At 71.6% G+C, this 16,811-nt stretch carries 16 protein-coding genes; 9 read left to right on the plus strand and 7 right to left on the minus strand.

The annotated features are described in order from the left end of the window. Window positions 1–90 precede the first annotated feature (90 nt). Window positions 91–504, minus strand: coding sequence for an Lsr2 family protein (locus tag AB0C38_RS22995; RefSeq protein WP_360676693.1), 414 nt, complete (start codon window positions 502–504; stop codon window positions 91–93). 543 nt (window positions 505–1,047) lie between these two features. After that, a complete protein-coding gene (locus tag AB0C38_RS23000; RefSeq protein WP_360676695.1) occupies window positions 1,048–1,368 on the minus strand; it encodes a hypothetical protein in 321 nt (106 codons plus the stop codon). 125 nt (window positions 1,369–1,493) lie between these two features. On the opposite strand from AB0C38_RS23000, the gene AB0C38_RS23005 reads away from it, so the two are divergent. From AB0C38_RS23005 to AB0C38_RS23020, 4 genes are all read left to right on the plus strand, one after another. Next, entirely contained in the window at window positions 1,494–2,009 is a 516-nt protein-coding gene (locus AB0C38_RS23005; protein WP_360676785.1) for a hypothetical protein, read from the plus strand. 83 nt (window positions 2,010–2,092) lie between these two features. After that, window positions 2,093–2,737 carry a hypothetical protein gene (locus tag AB0C38_RS23010; protein ID WP_360676781.1) on the plus strand — a complete coding sequence of 215 codons (645 nt, stop codon included), beginning with the start codon at window positions 2,093–2,095 and terminating at the stop codon, window positions 2,735–2,737. A gap of 323 nt (window positions 2,738–3,060) precedes the next feature. Further along, a complete protein-coding gene (locus tag AB0C38_RS23015; RefSeq protein ID WP_360676697.1) occupies window positions 3,061–3,732 on the plus strand; it encodes an HU family DNA-binding protein in 672 nt (223 codons plus the stop codon). Window positions 3,733–3,960: 228 nt separating this feature from the next. Then, entirely contained in the window at window positions 3,961–5,022 is a 1,062-nt protein-coding gene (locus tag AB0C38_RS23020) for a hypothetical protein (protein WP_360676699.1), read from the plus strand. 190 nt (window positions 5,023–5,212) lie between these two features. On the opposite strand, the gene AB0C38_RS23025 is transcribed toward AB0C38_RS23020, so the two are convergent. The 3 genes from AB0C38_RS23025 to AB0C38_RS23035 form a co-directional block, all read right to left on the minus strand. Further along, window positions 5,213–5,623: an Lsr2 family protein gene (locus tag AB0C38_RS23025; protein ID WP_360676701.1), complete on the minus strand. Its 411-nt coding sequence runs from the start codon at window positions 5,621–5,623 to the stop codon at window positions 5,213–5,215. Window positions 5,624–5,818: 195 nt separating this feature from the next. Continuing rightward, window positions 5,819–5,998, minus strand: coding sequence for a hypothetical protein (locus tag AB0C38_RS23030; RefSeq protein WP_360676703.1), 180 nt, complete (start codon window positions 5,996–5,998; stop codon window positions 5,819–5,821). Window positions 5,999–6,587: 589 nt separating this feature from the next. Then, on the minus strand, window positions 6,588–7,250 hold the full coding sequence (locus tag AB0C38_RS23035) for an HU family DNA-binding protein (protein WP_360676705.1): 663 nt from the start codon (window positions 7,248–7,250) through the stop codon (window positions 6,588–6,590). 707 nt (window positions 7,251–7,957) lie between these two features. On the opposite strand from AB0C38_RS23035, the gene AB0C38_RS23040 reads away from it, so the two are divergent. Genes AB0C38_RS23040 through AB0C38_RS23055 form a run of 4 tightly spaced genes read left to right on the plus strand, consistent with a single transcriptional unit; the run spans window position 7,958 to window position 15,275 of the window. After that, entirely contained in the window at window positions 7,958–9,700 is a 1,743-nt protein-coding gene (locus tag AB0C38_RS23040; protein WP_360676707.1) for an ATP-binding protein, read from the plus strand. Between the two features lie 34 nt (window positions 9,701–9,734). Then, window positions 9,735–10,895, plus strand: a complete 1,161-nt coding sequence (locus AB0C38_RS23045; protein WP_360676709.1) for an exonuclease SbcCD subunit D — start codon at window positions 9,735–9,737, stop codon at window positions 10,893–10,895. Window position 10,896: 1 nt separating this feature from the next. Next, window positions 10,897–14,301 carry an SMC family ATPase gene (locus tag AB0C38_RS23050; RefSeq protein WP_360676711.1) on the plus strand — a complete coding sequence of 1,135 codons (3,405 nt, stop codon included), beginning with the start codon at window positions 10,897–10,899 and terminating at the stop codon, window positions 14,299–14,301. Then, window positions 14,298–15,275 (plus strand): hypothetical protein, encoded by a 978-nt coding sequence (locus AB0C38_RS23055; RefSeq protein WP_360676713.1) that lies wholly within the window; start codon window positions 14,298–14,300, stop codon window positions 15,273–15,275. Before AB0C38_RS23050 ends, AB0C38_RS23055 begins: the two co-directional genes overlap by 4 nt. On the opposite strand, the gene AB0C38_RS23060 is transcribed toward AB0C38_RS23055, so the two are convergent. Then, the gene (locus AB0C38_RS23060; RefSeq protein ID WP_360676715.1) at window positions 15,272–15,724 is read right to left on the minus strand and encodes a MarR family transcriptional regulator; all 453 of its coding nucleotides are present in this window, start codon (window positions 15,722–15,724) and stop codon (window positions 15,272–15,274) included. The genes AB0C38_RS23055 and AB0C38_RS23060 overlap by 4 nt on opposite strands. 62 nt (window positions 15,725–15,786) lie before the next feature. Here AB0C38_RS23060 and AB0C38_RS23065 point away from each other — a divergent pair, with 62 nt between their 5' ends. Continuing rightward, entirely contained in the window at window positions 15,787–16,155 is a 369-nt protein-coding gene (locus AB0C38_RS23065) for a VOC family protein (protein ID WP_360676717.1), read from the plus strand. A gap of 144 nt (window positions 16,156–16,299) precedes the next feature. Here AB0C38_RS23065 and AB0C38_RS23070 read toward each other — a convergent pair whose 3' ends face one another. Next, window positions 16,300–16,797, minus strand: a complete 498-nt coding sequence (locus AB0C38_RS23070) for a hypothetical protein (protein ID WP_360676719.1) — start codon at window positions 16,795–16,797, stop codon at window positions 16,300–16,302. Window positions 16,798–16,811: the final 14 nt, after the last annotated feature.

Consider the following 16,811-nt stretch of genomic DNA (forward strand, 5'->3'; position numbering starts at 1 on the left):
GTGTCCTCGCCGCCGACGGAATCGACGGAATCGATGGAATCGACGGAATGACTGCGGTGATCTCTCCCCAGTGATCGGCCGTCATCATGGTTACCTCTTGGCAGCGGCGACCTTCTTGCGCGGAGCGCGCTTGCGCGCCGCGGCCACCGGCGCCGCGGCCTCCGCCGCCTGAGCCGATTCGTAAGCGGCGATCACCTCGGAGGACAGGCGTCCCCGCTCGGAAACCTCGTAACCGTTCGCGTTGGCCCAGGCGCGGATCTGCTGGTTGCGCTCGCGGTCGGTCGTGCTGGTCGTCGTCGACTGCCCGGTCGCGACGCGGACCTTGCGGCCCCCGGTGCGACGGCCGGCGGCGATGTACCGGGCGAGCTCGTCGCGCAGGGCGGCGGCGTTGTCGTCGGAGAGGTCGATCTCGTACATGACACCGTCGAGGGAGAACGGGACGGTGTGGGCGGCGGTGGTGCCGTCGATGTCGTCGAGCATCTCGACGAGGACCTTCTGGGCCATTCCTGCTCCTTGAAGCGGTATATACCAGTTATGTGGCGGGTGCGCGAGGTACGAATGTGGTGCTCCACTGTGGAGTATATCCATACCGGTCGGTTTGCGGAGATATCTGCCCCGGTTCGGAGCAAATACCCGCGGATCTGCAAGTTGCATGTGCGGCGCTCGTGCTCGGAATCGGTTTCGGTTCTGGTCTGTTCGGAGCAGTAACCCAGGCCGTGCCGGATCTGCTCGGAGAATTACTTTCCGCTCGGGCGGACGGCCGCGGGTGCCGGACAAAGTCCGCGACGGAGGAACCGGTATTCGCCGTCGAAGCCGGTGGGGAAAGGTGGACAACCTGGCCGGCAGCTGTTTCACGGCCATGGCCGGCTGGCTGGCCGGAGGGGACCCTGCAGAACCGCGGCCGGACGCGACCCCCGTGCCTTCGGCGGCGCACAGGCTGCGACACCGGGCGGGGCAGCGACTATGCGAAGAACCCGGACTACGCCGACTTCGTCAGCAACAACGCCCTCGACGCGATTCTTCGGCTACGACGCCAGACAGCCGGGACTACGGCGACACCACCGAACTCGCGCTCTCGACGATGCTCGTCGCCCGCACGGCCGGGGCAAGCAGGCTCGACCAGCCCATCGCGAAGACCGTGGCGTGGCTGAAACCCACCAGGCCGGCAGTGGTGGCTGCGGCGAGGCACCCAACAGCACGGGCTTGGTCGTGCAGGCGCTCGCGGACGCCGAAGTCGCCCGTGGCCGCGCGTTCCTGAAGTCCGCGCAGGTCACGACCGCAGCCGACGCCGGGAACACCTTGCGGGACCAGGTTGGCGCGATCGCCTACACCCGGCCGAGTACACGGCCGCGCGCACGCCGTGGTCATCCCGGTGCTGGAGGACGCACTCGACGGCTACGGGCGGGCGGTGTCGTGCGCGTCCGGGCCCGGCTGCTCACCGGGATCTTGATGGTCACTGCTCGACACCGTGGTTCCTCGCCACGCCATTCCTCGTGGCCGGACTGGTGCGCGGCCTGATCGGGTTCCGGACCGCCGGGACGACGCTGCTCGGGACGTTCAACGGTCTCGTCCCGCACTTCACCGGCCGCACAGGATCCCTGACCGGGTTCGTCACCGACGTCGTCGAGGACAAGCTGGTGTACGGGATGGAACAGCTCGGTCTGGCGCCGCAGGTGATGCGCCGCCGCGTTGAAGAGACCCTGGACCTGCTGGGCATCGCCGAGCTGCGCCGCCGTCCACTGAGGACGCTTTCGGGCGGGCAGCAGCACGTCGCCGACCTCGGCGCTCGACCCGATCGCGGCGGAAGAGGTCCTCGCCACCCTCGCGCGGAGCCCCGGCGGAGGTCCTGCACAGCACACGATCGCGCCGCCGATCGTCCGGCTCGGGCGGCCGGCCGGGTGGGAGCCGCTGCCGATGTCCGTTGTCCGTGCGCGTCGCCCGGCCGCTGCGGGAAAGTCTCGGCCCCGCGATGCCCGCGCCGGCCGCTTCGCCCGGTGAGCCGGTGCTGACCGTGTCCGGCGTGCTCGTGCGGTACGGGCCGGTGGTCGCGGTCCGCGGCGTCGGCCTGCACCCGGGCCGGGTAGTCGCGATGATGGGCCGCAACGGGGTCGGGAAGTCGTCGTTGCTGTGGGCGCTGCAGGGTTCCGGCCCGCGCCACGGCGGGAAGGTTCGCACCGCCGGGGGAGCTGCCGAGTGCGAAGGCGCGCAAGGTCGTCGGGCTCGTTCCGCAGATCGCGAGCGACCTGCTCTGGTCGCCGAGGGATGTGCGGTCGTCGTGGCCACGCACGACGTCGAGTTCGTCGCGACGGTCGCCGACCGGGTCGTGGTCGTGGCCGAAGGCGAGATCGTCGCCGACGGCGGCATGGCCAAAGCGTCCGGCGTTCGCCACCCAGGTCGCCAAGATCCTCGGCGACGGATGGCTGACCGTCGCCGAGGTCGGGGCGGCGGTCTCGTGACGCGGATCCGCCGGTGGGGGCCAGGCCGAGATCGCGATGCTCGCGGGTACAGGATCGTGGTGGCCTACTTGTTCGGGTTCCTGATGAACCTGTGGTTCCGGCCCTTCCGAAGTCCCTACTGCGACGGGCACATCTCCTACGTCCCGGCGACCCGGTGGGGAGAACCTGCACCGCTTCGCCGTCTTCACACTCCTGACCTCGACGGCCGGGTGGGACGCGCAAGGCCTCCTACGGCGCCGACCCGGCCTTCGCCGCGATCCCGCGGGGCCGCCTGCCGGTGAAGTGTCCTATCCGGACTCGTTGAGCCGTTTGGGTTTTCTCGCGACTTCGGGTCGAACAGCTGAGCGACTGCGCGGCCCCGTGGGGACCATGTCCTATATGGACAAGGCGCTCGCTTTTCCGGCATGTTCGCAGGTCAGCGTCCGATCATTGACTGTCCGTGCTGAGCGGGCGGGCTTGGCCGGGCGCCGTCGGGACCAGACTTCTTCGGCGACACAACAGAGTTCTCGGACACCCCTGTTTGGTTTTTCGGCCGTCCTGGTAATACTCTGTGTGATGTCGGCCGAGATGGGCCTGACTGCTAGTTCCACTATGGAGGACTGGAATGACGAACAAGGCCCAGCTGATCGAGGCGCTGTCGGAGCGCCTGGGCGATGACAAGAAGGTGGCTTCGCAGGCCGTCGACGGTCTGGTGGACATCATCATCCGGACGGTCAACAAGGGCGAAAAGGTCAACATCACCGGCTTCGGTGTCTTCGAGAAGCGCGCCCGCGCCGCTCGCACCGCGCGCAACCCGCGCACCGGTGAGGCCGTGAAGGTCAAGAAGACCAACGTGCCCGCCTTCCGCGCCGGCACCACCTTCAAGGACGTCATCTCCGGCTCGAAGAAGCTGCCGAAGGCCACCCCGGTCAAGCGCGCGACCGCCACGGCGACCCGCGCGACCGCCACCAAGACCGCGGCTGCGGCCGCTCCGGCCAAGGCGACGACGACCCGCACCACGCGGGCCGCCGCCGCGAAGCCGGCCACCACGCGGGCGACGACCACGCGGACCCGTGCGGCCGCGGCGAAGCCGGCCACGAAGGCCACCGCCACCAAGGCGGCCCCGAAGACCGCCGCCAAGGCTCCGGCCAAGGCGACCGCGGCCAAGGCCACCACCACGCGGGCGAAGGCCGTTGCCGCCAAGCCGGCCGCGACCAAGACCGCCGCGGCGAAGAAGACGACCACCGCTGCTGCCAAGGCCCCGGCCAAGCGCACGTCGGCCGCCAAGAAGAAGTAACTCGAGTTCATCCCGGAAGGGCCCCGCACCAGCAGGTGCGGGGCCCTTCGGCGTTCCGTCACCTGCAGGGCGCGCCGATCACCATGACCCGCCAAAGGATCGCGCGGAAGCCCGCCGCGACGGGAACGGTCGCGTACTAGCAGGTCGCCGATGTCTCCGGGACTTTCCCTTCGCCACGGCCGGGTACGCTTCCGGCCGAGCACACGCACCGACTGGGGACGACGAACCATGGACATCGCTTCCGACGCGGGCAGAGTCCGCGTCCAAGAACCCGTGCCGAACCTGCCGTCGGGGGCCGAGCCGCTGTTCGCCGGTTACATCCGGCAGCTGACCTCGGCGACCGTCCTCCGTATGGGGCTCAGTGGCTTGCTCCTCGCCTTCGGTGTCCTGCTCGCGCTGACCGAACAGCTGGGGAGCACGCTGCCCTACTTCTACTTCGTCGTCTTCGGCAGCTCATTCGTGCTGTGGAGTTACGTCCTGACCGTCTACCGGCGGGTCCGGCGCCTGGCCGGGGAGCCGTACCGCCGGCTGGACGTCGCCCCGGACGGGCTGCTCGCGAAGGGGTCGCGGGTGTCCGTGCGGCTGCCGGACGGGCGCTGGCTGCGGACCCGGCTCCCCGATGGGCCGAGGGTGCAGCTGGCCGGTGAGCGGCGGCTGTGGGTGCTCGGCGGCGGACGGCAGGTGTTCGTCCGCGCGCCCGGCGCGATGTGGTTGCGGGCCGGGCGGATCGAGGACACGGCGACGTCCGGGGCGACGCCCGTGGAGCTCATCTCGCGCCGTCCGACGCCGCCGCGGCAGGATCCGGTGCTCGCCGCGCACCGGGCGTACCAGGTCCGGCGGATGGCCGTCTCCGGGGTGACGTTCCTGGTGCTGGGCGTGGCGGGGTTCGCCGTCCTGCCGACCGTGGAGTTCGACCCCGACGGCTTCACGGGCCCGGGCGCGGTGGGCGGCATCGCCGGCGGGAGCGGGGTGTTCCTGTTGCTGGGGTTGCTGATGGGCGTGAGCATCCTGCGGGTCCGCCGGCCGATCACCGAGGACACGTGGGTGGAGCTGCGGGTCGCGCTCGACGCGCCGTTCGTGCCGCGTACTCGCGGGGTGGCCCGGCTGAGCGGCTGGGCGCTGCACCCGGACGGCCGGCAGACGCGGTTCCGGCTCGTCGCCGACATCTCGTTGTCCGCGAACGTGGCGGCGACCGGGCAGCTGTGGTTGCTGGGCTACCCGCACGAGGGCAAGCCGTCGAAGGCCGGCCTGCCGGGTTACCCCTGCGTGGGCAGCTTCCGCCTGGGCTGAGCTCAGAGGGGCCCGGAATCGGGCGCACCGCCCGGTGGGGCGCGATCCCGAATGGTCGCGCCGGTGATTCATGTTTCGCGGGACAGGGACCCGCGGGAAATGGCTTCCGTCGGCGGCGAGGACGGTTCGTCCTTGCCGCCGACGGGCCGGGCGCCGCGATCTCTCCCCAGTGATCTGCCCGCCACCGCCGTCACTTCCTGGCGGCGGCGACCTTCTTGCGCGGGGTGCGCTTGCGCGGCGCCGCCGGGGCTTCGGTCTCGGCCACCTGGGCCTGCTCGTAGGCCGAGATCACCTCGGACGAAAGGCGGCCGCGCTCGGAGACCTCGTAGCCGTTCGCGTTGGCCCAGGCGCGGATCTGCTGGTTGCGTTCGCGGTCGGTCGTGCTCGTCGTGGTCGACTGGCCCGTCGCGACGCGCACCTTGCGGCCGCCGATGCGCCGGCCGGCCGCGATGTAGCGGGCGAGCTCGTCGCGCAGGGCCGAGGCGTTGCCGTCCGAAAGGTCGATTTCGTAGGTGACGCCGTCGAGGCCGAACTGAACGGTCTGGGCGGCGGTGCTGCCGTCGATGTCGTCCAGGATCTCGACGAGGACTTTCTGGGCCACGGGAATGCTCCTCAAGCTGGATGTGCGTCCGGGGAACGTGACGTGTGACAAGTTGCACAATGGCCGACGTTCTTGGGTGGAGTGTATCCACCCGGAGATCGGTACGGCAATTTCCCCGGCACATCCCGCGATTCGGTAGTCCTGAAAGGACGCTTCACGGCGGCTCCACTGTGGAGCCTTCCGGCATTTCCCGGACTACGTCCCGGACGGCGTCGAGCCCTGCTCGCCTTGGTGGTGGGGCGGATCCGTCTCCGGCGCCTCATCGGCGGGGTCCGCGAGGTCCACTTTCGCGGCGGCTTCCTTGGCCTCTTCGATGTGCTGCCGGGAGCGGGCGAGCTCCGCGTCGGGGTCGTCGTGCTTCTCGTTCGCGGCCATCACCACTCCTTGCCGGGGGTCTTCGGACAATTCCTCACTTGCGGCTACCCGCCGGGGTGGGAGCGCAACCGTCGGGGCGGTGATCGTTTCTTTCGTGCGGCATTCCGGAAACCGATTCCGAGGCCGGCGCTGAGGGCGGCGCAGACGGCCGTACCGCCGCTGCCGCGGTGATCTCACGCCCACGCGGGCTTGAAGCGCGTGACGCGGTCCCAGGGGCAGCCCACCCGGCCGGGTGGTCCGTATGCCCGGCGCCGGAAAGGTCTCGGGCGCCCGGTCCTCCGTGCCCGAATTCTCCCGGCGCGGCGGTGTTGGTGAACGGCTGGCCGGGACCGGTTCCGCGCTCCTGGCGCGAACGCTGTTTACCTCGGCGCCGCCACGAAAACGCGGAGGGCACCGCGTCGGCGGGTGTGAGGCCCTGCCGTGCTCCTGGCGCCAATGCTGTTTCCGCTCGCTTGCCTGGGAACGCCGAGGGCACCGCACCTGCCGGTGTGGTGCCCTCCCGGCGCGAACGCTGTTTCCTCGCGCTTGCCCGGAAATGCCGAAGGGCCCCGCACCTGCTGGTGCGGGGCCCTTCCGGGATGAAATCCGGTTACTTCTTCTTGGCAGCCGACGTGCGCTTGGCCGGGGCCTTGGCAGCGGCCGGCTTCTTCGCCGCGGCGGTCTTGGTCGCGGCCGGCTTGGCGGCGGCCTTCGCCCGCGTGGTGGTGGCCTTGGCCGCGGTCGCCTTGGCCGGAGCCTTGGCCGCGGTCTTCGGGGCCGCCTTGGTGGCGGTGGCCTTGGCGGCCGGCTTCGCCGCGGTGGCGCGGGTCCGGGTGGCCGTCGCGCGGGCGGTGGCCGGCTTGGCCGCGGCCGCGCGGGGCGTGGTGGCCCGCGTGCTGGTGGTCTTGGCCGGCGCGGACGCCTTGGCCACGGCCGCACGGGTGGTCGTGCTCGCCGCGGTGGCGCGCTTGACCGGGGTGGCCTTCGGCAGCTTCTTGGAGCCGGAGATGACGTCCTTGAAGGTGGTGCCGGCGCGGAACGCGGGCACGTTCGTCTTCTTGACGCGGACGGCCTCACCGGTGCGCGGGTTACGAGCGGTACGCGCCGCACGGGCCCGCTTCTCGAACACCCCGAAGCCGGTGATGTTGACCTTTTCGCCCTTGTTGACCGTCCGGATGATGATGTCCACCAGACCGTCAACGGCCTGCGAAGCCACCTTCTTGTCGCCCAGACGCTCCGACAGCGCCTCGATCAGCTGGGCCTTGTTCGTCATTCCAGTCCTCCATAGTGGAACTACTAGTCACGGCCCATCTCGGCCGACACTGCACACGGTATTACCAATACCGCACAAAATCCAACCGGGGGTCGAAATATTTCCTTGCGAGACCGCTGGTTCCGGCTCCTGAACGACCTTCTCCGGAAGCGCACCGGAATGCGACCCGGATCTCGACCATGGCCCTGAGCAGGCAAAACCCTGTGACAGTGCCGTCCACAGTGGTCGTCCATATAGGACCAGGGCCCCTCCGGAGACTTTTTTTCGCGACACGCCGGGTGGGGGGCCTTCCGGCGGGTGACGGGGGCCACCCGAGCCCGATCCCGCGCAGCGGCGGGGGATCCCGGGCCCGCCGGCGAGCCCGCCGCCGGGGTCGCCGGGGCGTCCGGGAGGGGCCCGGCGACGCCGCTTCGCAGTGGGGCCAAGGCAGTAACGCCCCGGCCGCCCCGAGCGACCTCCCGGGGGTGCGGCGAGGCCCGTTGCGGCGCAACCGGTGTGCCCGCGCCGGGAACACCGGCAGTGCCGAAAAGATCTTCCCCGTAGGGTGAACTCACTCGTTCGGCCCAGCCGTGACCACTCCGTTCCGTGTCGGCGCGCCAGGGGCCCGGCCCCGGACGGCACCGCCACAACGCCGTGTTGGGCGCGGGACTGTCGGCCCGGCGAGCTAGTCTGCGGCCGGAGGAAGCGCCGGGCGGACAGGGAGAACCGTGGACCAGGAGACGCTCACGACCGTGGTCGGCCGGGTGGCCGGGACCGAGGACTCGACGCCGCTTCAGTTCCACGTGGCCATCGATCCCGAGGCCTACCTGCAGCTCGACGACGTCGTGGTCACCCGGCGGGAACTCCCCGGCCTGGGCGAAGTCACGTCCTTCGGCGTCGTGACGCAGGTGAGCGCGAGGCACGAGGGCGCTAGCTTCGGCAGCGACGTCTTCCTGATCTCCGACGGCGTCCTGCCCGCGCAGGTGCAGGAGATCGCCGAGATCGCCACCACCCGCGTCGAGCCCGAGTGCTACGTGCCGCCGCGGCCGGGGGCCGTCGTCCAGCGCGCCGTGGGGGAGGATCGCGCGCAGGCGCTGTACTTCGACAACATGACCCGCCAGGTGGCGGTCGGCCTGGGCCGGGACGGCGAACCCGTCTACCTCAACATGGACTTCCTCGACGGCACGCGCGGCGCGCACGTCAGCATCAGCGGCGTCTCGGGCGTCGCCACCAAGACGTCGTTCGCGTTGTTCCTGCTGCACTCGATCTTCCGCGGCGGCGCCCTGCCCAACGCCCACAACGCCAAGGCCCTGGTGTTCTCCGTGAAGGGCGAGGACCTGCTGTTCCTCGACACCCCGAACATCCACCTCGACGAGAAGCTCAAGGCCGAGTACGCCAAGCTCGGCCTGCCCGCGGAGCCCTTCGCGTCGACCGGGTTCTTCGCGCCGCCGACGCCGTCGGACACCACGGGGAAGCCTTACGTCACCGGGCGGACCTCGGGCGTCGGCGCCTTCTGGTGGACCATCGCCGAGTTCTGCGCGAAGGACCTGCTGCCCTACGTCTTCGCCGACGCCGAGGACGAGCGCAACCAGTACACGATGGTCATCCACCAGGTCGCGAACCGCCTGCGCCTGGACAGCACCCCGGCGGGCAAGGACGGCGCCGCCAACGTCGACGGCGTGCTCTGCCGCACCTACGCCGAACTCGTCGACGTCATCTGCGAGCGCGTCACCGACGAGGAAACCCGCGCGAGCTGGGCGGGTGCGGTCACCGGTGCGGGCACGGTCAACGCGTTCATCCGGCGCCTGCGCTCCAGCCAGCGCGCGCTCAACGGCCTCATCCGCGGCGACCTCACCGATCACCCCGCACGTCAGCTGTCGACGGAGAACCAGCAGGTGACCGTCGTGGACATCCACAACCTCGTCGAGCGCGCGCAGCGGTTCGTCGTCGGTGTCACGCTCGCCGCGGAGACCGCGCGCAAGGAGGCGGCCGGCCCCGGCGGCCTCCTGTTCACCATGCTGGACGAGCTGAACAAGTACGCGCCGCGCGAAGGCAGCAGCCCCATCAAGGAGGTGCTGCTGGACATCGCCGAGCGCGGCCGCTCCCTCGGCGTCATCCTCATCGGCGCGCAGCAGACGGCCAGCGAGGTCGAGCGCCGCATCGTCAGCAACAGCTCGGTGCGGATCGTCGGGCGCCTCGACGCCGCGGAGGCTTCGCGCCCCGAGTACGGCTTCCTCCCGGCCAGCCAGCGGGTCCGCGCGACGCTCGCCACCCCGGGCACGATGTTCGTGAGCCAGCCGGAGATCCCGGTGCCGATCGCCGTCGGCTTCCCGTTCCCGGCCTGGGCCACGCGGCTTTCCGAGGCCGGGAAGGTGCCGACGACCACGGTGGCGTCGAAGAAGTCCGATCCCTTCGCGGGTCTGCCGACGGGAAGCAGCGACCCGTTCGGCGACGACCCGCCGCCGTTCTGACCGACTCCTGTCCGCACGGAAGCAAGGACGCCGCGTGAAGTTCCTGCACACCTCCGACTGGCACGTCGGCAAGACGCTCAAGGGCCGCAACCGCCTGGACGAACAGCGCGCCGTGCTCGGCGAGATCGTCCGGATCGCGCGCGACGAGGCCTTCGACGCGATCCTCGTCGCGGGTGACCTCTACGAGACGTCGGCGCCGTCGGCCGCCGCGCAGGAGCTCGTGGTCCAGGCGCTGATGGCGTTGCGCGACACCGGCGCCGAGGTCGTCGCGATCGCCGGGAACCACGACCACGCGGCGACGTTCGAGGCGTACCGGCCGCTCCTGCGGAAAGCGGGCATCCACCTCACCGGGAACCCGCGGCCGGTCGCCGACGGCGGGGTCGTGTCGTTCGACGCGCGCTCGACCGGCGAGCGCGTCAACGTCGCCGTCCTGCCCTTCCTTTCCCAGCGCTACGCGGTCCGCGCGGCCGAGCTGCTCGCCGGGACCCCGGCGGACAACGTCGGCGAGTACGACCAGCGCGTGCGCGACATCCTGGAGCACCTCAAGTCCGGGTTCTCCGCCGGCGCGGTGAACCTCGTCATGGCGCACCTGACGGTGACCGGCGGGACGATGGGCGGCGGCGAGCGCGCGGCGCAGTCCATCTTCGAGTACCACGTGCCCGCGACGGCGTTCGGCGCCGATCCGCACTACGTCGCCCTCGGCCACCTGCACCGGCGCCAGTCCCTGCCCGCCGCCTGCCCGGTGCACTACAGCGGTTCGCCGTTCGCCGTGGACTTCGGCGAGCAGGACAACAAGAGCGTGGTCCTGGCCGTGGAGGTGACGCCGACGACGCCGGCGAAGATCACGGAAATCCCGATCACGGCCGGACGGCGGCTGCGGACCGTCCACGGCACGGTGGCCGAGCTCGTCGCCCGGGCGGCGGAGTTCGGCGAGGACTACCTGCGCGTCTATGTCCGCGAAGCGACCAGGGCCGGGCTGCGCGAGGAGATCCAGGAAGCCCTGCCGAACGCCCTGGAAATCCGCATCGACCCGGAGTTCGCCGCACCGGTGACGACGGCGGGCGGCGACCGCGCGATCGCGGACCGTTCGCCGGGGGAGCTGTTCGCGTCCTACTGCGAGGAGCGGACGGTCGAGGACAAGCGTGTCCAGTCGCTCTTCGCGCGGCTGCACGACGAAGAGACGAGCGGGGTGTGACATGCGGCCTGTGCTGCTGGAGATGACCGGCTTCGCGTCGTTCCGCGACAAGACCGAAGTCAGCTTCGAGGACACGGACTACTTCGCGCTCGTCGGGCCGACCGGCGCCGGCAAGAGCACTGTGATCGACGCGCTCACCTTCGCCCTCTACGGCTCTGTCGCGCGCTGGGACCACGAAGGGCTCGTCGCGCCCGCGCTCGCCCCGACGGCGAACCGCGCCACCGTGCGGCTGGTCTTCGACGCCGGCGGCACGCGCTACCACGTCGTGCGCGAAGTCCGGCGCAGCGGCGGGAAGAAACCCACGGTCAGCGTGAAGAACGTCCGCCTGGAACGGCTCGCCGACCCCACCGCGCTCGGCGGCGCCGAGGACGACGCCGACCCGGTCGCCGCGGACTCCGAGGTCACCCCGGCCGTCGAACGCCTGCTCGGGTTGACGTTCAAGCACTTCTGCACCTGCGTGGCGCTGCCCCAGGGCGACTTCGCGGAGTTCCTGCACGCCAAGGCCGCCGACCGGCAGAAGATCCTCATCAAGCTGCTGGGCCTGGAGGTCTACGAGCGGATCGGCCGCCGGGCCGGCCTCACGGCGGAGCAGCAGAAGCAGCGCGCCGCCGTCCTCGCCGAACAGCTCGGCAGCTACGCCGACGCGACGGAAGAGGCCGTCGAAGAGCTTTCCGCGCGGATGACGGCGCTCGCGGACCTGGACTCCCGAGTCACCGCGGCGCTGCCGGGATTGTCCGGAGCGACTCGCGCGCACGACGAAGCGCGGCAGCTCGTCGCGACGCTGACGCGGGAGCTGGGCGTCCTCGACGCGCTGGAACGCCCGGACGGCGTCGAAGACCTCGAGACCCGGCGCCGCACCGCGGCGGACGCGGGCACGACGGCACGCGCGGGGCTGGAGACGGCCGAAACCGCGGACGAAGCGGCTCGTGCCGCGCTCGCCGCCGCTCCCGCCCGCGGAGAACTGGAACGGATCCGTTCTGCCCGCACGGAGCTGGCCGAGGCCGAGAAGGCACTCCCCAGCCTGGAAGAGGCCGCGAAGACGGCGTCGCAAGCGAAGGAGGCCGCGACCGCGGCGGTGGCCGAAGCGGTGTCCGCCGTCGACGCGGCCCGCAAGATCCGGGACACCACGGCGAGGGCTGCCGAGGACGCCGCCGCCGAAGCCGCGCGAGCCCGGCAGGACCGCGACCGGCTGGCCGGGCTGAAGCCGCCGGCGGATCTCGGGGACCTGTCGGCGGATTCGGCCCGCGTGGCGAAGCGTGCCGCGGACACCGACGCGCGCCTGCGTGCGGCCGAGGCCGCGGACGCCGAAGCGCGCGCGGCGCTGGCCGCGCAGCCGGACGTCGCCCCGTTGGCGTCGGCACGGTCCGACGCCCGCACGCTCTACGCGTTGTGCGAGGCGCAACGGAAAGCCGCGCCGGAGCAGTCGGCTCGCCGGAAAGAACTGGAAGCGGCGCGAACCGCCTTCGCCGGCGCGGATGCCGACGTCGTCGCGGCGAAGTCGGCGGTGACCGAAGCCGAACGGGCCGGGCAGGCGCTGAGCCTCCGGGCCGGGCTCGCCGTCGGGCACCCGTGCCCGGTGTGCGAGCAGGAAGTCGCGACGCTGCCCGATGCGGGCGGCCACGCGCACCTGGCCGAGGCGCGGGAACGCCTCGAGGCGGTCGAACGGGGCCGCGCCACCGCCGAGTCCGCGCTGCGCAAGCTGGAGCGGGCCGCGGACCGCGACGCCGACTCGGCCGCGTCGGCGGCCGCGCAGGCGGAAGAACTGCGCGCGGTGCTGGCCGACGTCGAAGGTCCGCCCGAGTCGGCGGTGCTGTTGCGCCCGGTCGAGGCTTCCTTCACCGAGCAGGACTTCGCGGACCTCGTCGCGGCCGTGCGCGCGCGGGGCGAGTGGCTGTCCGCGACCATCGATGGCCGCACCCGCGTCGCCGAGGTCGCGAAGGCCGCGGACAAGGAACTGGCGGCGGCCCGCGCCGACCGCACGGCGGCGCAGCACGAAGCCGACGTCGTCGAGAAGTCCTTCGCGGCGGCCCGGGAAGCGCTGCGGGCGGCCCGCGATCCCCTGGTGGAGCTGGGCGCGCCCGCGGTCGACGACGGCGACGTCCCGGCGGGCTGGCAACGCCTCACCGCGTGGGCGGCTTCCGAGGTGGAAGAGCGTCGGACGGCCTTGGCTTCGCTGGAAGCGGCCGCCGAAGCCGCGGGCAAGGATGCCGTCGTCGCGGCGGAGGACCTCAAGACCGCCGAGGGGAACGCCGAGCAACGGCGGAAGCGGGCTTCGGAGGCGGCACTGGCCGAGCAGTCGGCGAGTACCGCGCTGACGACCACCCGGCGCCGGCACGGCGAACTGGTCGACACTCTCGATGGAGCGCCCTCCGCCGAGGTGGTCGCCGAGCAGCTCGCGAAGGTGACTGAACTCGAACAAGCCGCGAAGACGGCCGACGCGGACCTGCGGACCGCCCGCGCGGCCGCGAAACAAGCCGCGGAAGCCCAGGCGCGCATCGCCGAACAGGTCGCCGCCGAACGGCAGCGGCTGTCCCGGGCCCGCGACCCGCTGGTCGGCCTGGGCGCCCCGCCGATCGACGGCGACAGTCTTCTCGGTGCCTGGACCGCACTCACGGACTGGGCGGCCGGGCAGGCGAACGAGCACCGGGACCGGCTGGCCGCCGCCGCCACCGCCGAGGGCGAAGCCGCCGAAGGGCTGCGGGTGGCCGAACGCGCGGTCGTCGACGAGGTCACCGCGCTCGGGGTTTCCCTGGACGAAACCGGCGCGGTGCGCGACCGCGTCCCGGTGGCCGTCGCCGCCGCGCGGGCGCGGGCCGAGGGCGACCACACGGAGATGAAGCGGCGCGTGGCGCGCGTGGCGGGCCTGCACGGCGACATCACGGCCGCGGAGTCCGAAGCGCAGGTCGCGCGGCTGCTCGCGGATCTCCTGCGCTCGGACAAATTCCCGCGCTGGCTGATCGCCGGGGCGCTCGACACGCTCGTCGCCGAGGCGTCGGCGTCGCTGCTCGAACTTTCCGGCGGCCAGTTCGAGCTGACCCACGACAAGGGCGACTTCCTGGTGGTGGACCACAACGAGGCCGACGCCCGCCGCCCGGTGAAGACGCTGTCCGGCGGGGAGACGTTCCAGGCGTCGCTTTCGCTGGCCCTCGCGTTGTCGTCCCAGCTCGGGGCGATGGCGGCGGACGGCGCGACCAAGCTCGAGTCGATCTTCCTCGACGAGGGCTTCGGGACGCTGGACGAAGCCACCCTCGACGTCGTGGCTTCCACTTTGGAGAACCTGTCGGCCACCGGCTCGCGGATGGTCGGGGTGATCACGCACGTGCCGGCGCTCGCCGAGCGCGTGCCGGTGCGGTTCCAGGTCACCCGCGACGGCACCGGCTCGCACATCAGCAGGGAGGGCGCATGACCGCCGTGGCCGGGATGAACTTCAGCGTCGACTCGTGGGACCCGGGCTACGGCAGCTCGATGGAGGCCGAGGAGCTGGCGCGGTCCGGGGCCGAGGTCGAGCTCGACGTCGAGGTGCCGGCGGAAGAATGGGCGCCGATCGACCCGTCGCCGGTGTCGCCGCCCGAGGCGGTGCTGTTCGTCGACGGCGTCCGCCGGATCGACGCCCGCGTCTGGATCGACGACGCCGCGGGGATGAACTCGGCGTCCATCGGGCTCTGCGCGTCCTACGCGGCCGGAGTGGTGTGCTGCTGCGAGGGACGCGCGCACGTCGTCGCGAACGACGTCCGGCGAGGCTTGTTCACGGTCGCCTCGGAGGCCGCCGGGATCTCGACCTCGGCCGGGCTGTACGAGGCGTTCCGCGCGACGGCCAAGGACGACAAGCCGCTGGCGGTGGTGCTCTCGTCCGCGCTGCAGGAGCAGCTGGCCGAGACCGAGCTGAAGACGGCGATGGACGCGCGGGAGGCGATCTCGGGCCACGTCCGCAGTGACCTGCTCGTCGTCGACGGCCCGCTGAGCGGCCGCACGCACCTGCCCCGGGCCGTCGGGTTCATCAAGAGCCACCAGACGACGTACCTGCCGGGCGAGCTCAACGCGATGGTCGGCCGGCTGGACCCGCACCAGCGCACGCCGGTGTTCCTGATGGGCACGACGTGGGTCCGGCACTCCTGGTACCTGCGCCTGCCGTCGGTCGGCGGGCCGCCGTGGTCGGGGGTGGTGCGCGTGGAGGCGGCACCGCACCTCGGACGCGACGAGGTGGCCGGGCTGGCGAACCTCACGCAGTCGCTGCTGGGCCGGTTCGCGTCGGTGGAGTACAAGGACTCGCGGGCACCGCAGAACCTGTACCCGATCGCGGGGCTGGAGCGTGACCTGCGGCATCGGCTGGGGGATCAGCAGTTCGTGTACCGGGCGCTGCGGGTGGCCGCGGCCCGCTAGGCACTGTCGTCGCTCTCGCGCAGGGAATCGACCATGCTCCGCAGGATCCGGAACGCGCCTGACTGCTCGGCCCCGGTCAGGCCGGCCAGCATTCTGACCTCGACGGACCGGACCGCCGCGGTCGCCTTCTCGAGCTTCCGCCGTCCGCGAGGCGTGAGCCGCGTGGGAAGCACCTTCCCGACGGGTGCCGCCGCGGGCCTGGTCACGTCGCCCTCTCGTTCCAGGGCCTGGAGCAGCACGTTCATCGACTGCCGGGTCACGAACGCGCCCCGCGCGAGCTCGGAGTTCGACAAGCCCGGTCGTTGAGCCAGCAGCTCGAGGCAGGAGTAGTGCGTCACGGTCATCCCGAGCGGCCGCAGCACCTCCTCCATGGCCGCGCGCAGGGCGCTGGACGCCTCCTTCAGCAGATAGCCCAGGGACTTGTCCAGGTCGACACCGTCTTGACTCATGTCAGTATTCTGACATAGGTTGACCCGTGTCAGAAGACTGACACGAATGAAGGAGTAACATCATGCCCGTCACCGGCCCCGACTTCATCTCGCTCCAGGCGCGCGATCTCGACGCTTCGCGGGCGTTCTACGAGCAGTACCTCGGCCTCGTCCGCTCGCCGGCGGGACCTCCGCACGCCGTCGTCTTCGAGACGAAGCCGATCGCGTTCGCCCTCCGCGACGTCGTTCCCGGCACCGACCTCGCCTCCGTCGCCCAACCCGGCATCGGCGCCGCGATCTGGCTCCACGCCACCGACGTCCAGGCCATTCACGACGCTCTCGTCGCCGGCGGCCACCCCATCGTCTCCGCGCCGATCGACGGCCCCTTCGGTCGGACGTTCACCTTCGCCGACCCCGACGGCTACCAGGTCACGCTCCACGACCGCGCCTGAAGAAGCGCGCGTCGACTGCCTCGCTTAGACCGGCCCGACGGGGCGAGGTGCTCCGCCGGGCCGGAATCCGCCCTCTGGGGGTGGGCGGCCCCGGGGCGGCGGGCCTGGGGGCCACGCCGGTCCCGGGGTGTCCTTTGTGGAGGATCAGCTCTGCGAGCCGTCCCCCGTCTGCGGTGCGCCCGCCGGCTTCACCCTGACCTGCGGCTTCGCCGGCTTGGCGGTCTTCGACGTTGTCGGCGGCTTCGGCTTCGTCGTGGTCGGTGGCTTCGGCTCGGCCGAGCTGCTCGTCGGCGGCGGGGTGCCCGTGACGGTGAAGGAACCGGTGGCCTTCCGGCCGTCGGTGCACGGGAACGAAGCCGTGTACGTGCCCGGCCGCCGGACCGCCTTCGTGTACCCGGCGTGCCGGCCCCAGTTGCCGCCCTCGGTCCAGCTCAGCGGCGCGGTGAAGCCCTTCGAAGTGACCGGCCCGGACGGCGTGCAGCCCACTTCCCACTCCGCGAACACGACGGCCTGGAGCTGCCCGCCGGGCTCGACCTGCTGGGTCAGCGACCACACGACGGCTTGGTCCGCCGCGGCCGGTGCCGCCAGCGCGAGTGTCGCCGCCCCCGCGGCCATTAGTCCGATCAGTGTTTTCTTCAGCATGATCAGTCCCCTCT

Source organism: Amycolatopsis sp. NPDC048633, from assembly GCF_040650695.1.
In the GTDB taxonomy this organism is placed as follows: domain Bacteria; phylum Actinomycetota; class Actinomycetes; order Mycobacteriales; family Pseudonocardiaceae; genus Amycolatopsis.

Bases quoted from the DNA above. Each gene is read 5' to 3' on its own strand.
- AB0C38_RS22995 (WP_360676693.1), bottom strand. From the start codon at position 504: ATGGCCCAGAAGGTCCTCGTCGAGATGCTCGACGACATCGACGGCACC.
- AB0C38_RS23000 (WP_360676695.1), bottom strand. From the start codon at position 1,368: ATGACCACGGCGTGCGCGCGGCCGTGTACTCGGCCGGGTGTAGGCGAT.
- AB0C38_RS23010 (WP_360676781.1), top strand. From the start codon at position 2,093: ATGGGCCGCAACGGGGTCGGGAAGTCGTCGTTGCTGTGGGCGCTGCAG.
- AB0C38_RS23015 (WP_360676697.1), top strand. From the start codon at position 3,061: ATGACGAACAAGGCCCAGCTGATCGAGGCGCTGTCGGAGCGCCTGGGC.
- AB0C38_RS23020 (WP_360676699.1), top strand. From the start codon at position 3,961: ATGGACATCGCTTCCGACGCGGGCAGAGTCCGCGTCCAAGAACCCGTG.
- AB0C38_RS23030 (WP_360676703.1), bottom strand. From the start codon at position 5,998: ATGGCCGCGAACGAGAAGCACGACGACCCCGACGCGGAGCTCGCCCGC.
- AB0C38_RS23035 (WP_360676705.1), bottom strand. From the start codon at position 7,250: ATGACGAACAAGGCCCAGCTGATCGAGGCGCTGTCGGAGCGTCTGGGC.
- AB0C38_RS23050 (WP_360676711.1), top strand. From the start codon at position 10,897: ATGCGGCCTGTGCTGCTGGAGATGACCGGCTTCGCGTCGTTCCGCGAC.
- AB0C38_RS23055 (WP_360676713.1), top strand. From the start codon at position 14,298: ATGACCGCCGTGGCCGGGATGAACTTCAGCGTCGACTCGTGGGACCCG.
- AB0C38_RS23060 (WP_360676715.1), bottom strand. From the start codon at position 15,724: ATGAGTCAAGACGGTGTCGACCTGGACAAGTCCCTGGGCTATCTGCTG.
- AB0C38_RS23065 (WP_360676717.1), top strand. From the start codon at position 15,787: ATGCCCGTCACCGGCCCCGACTTCATCTCGCTCCAGGCGCGCGATCTC.
- AB0C38_RS23070 (WP_360676719.1), bottom strand. From the start codon at position 16,797: ATGCTGAAGAAAACACTGATCGGACTAATGGCCGCGGGGGCGGCGACA.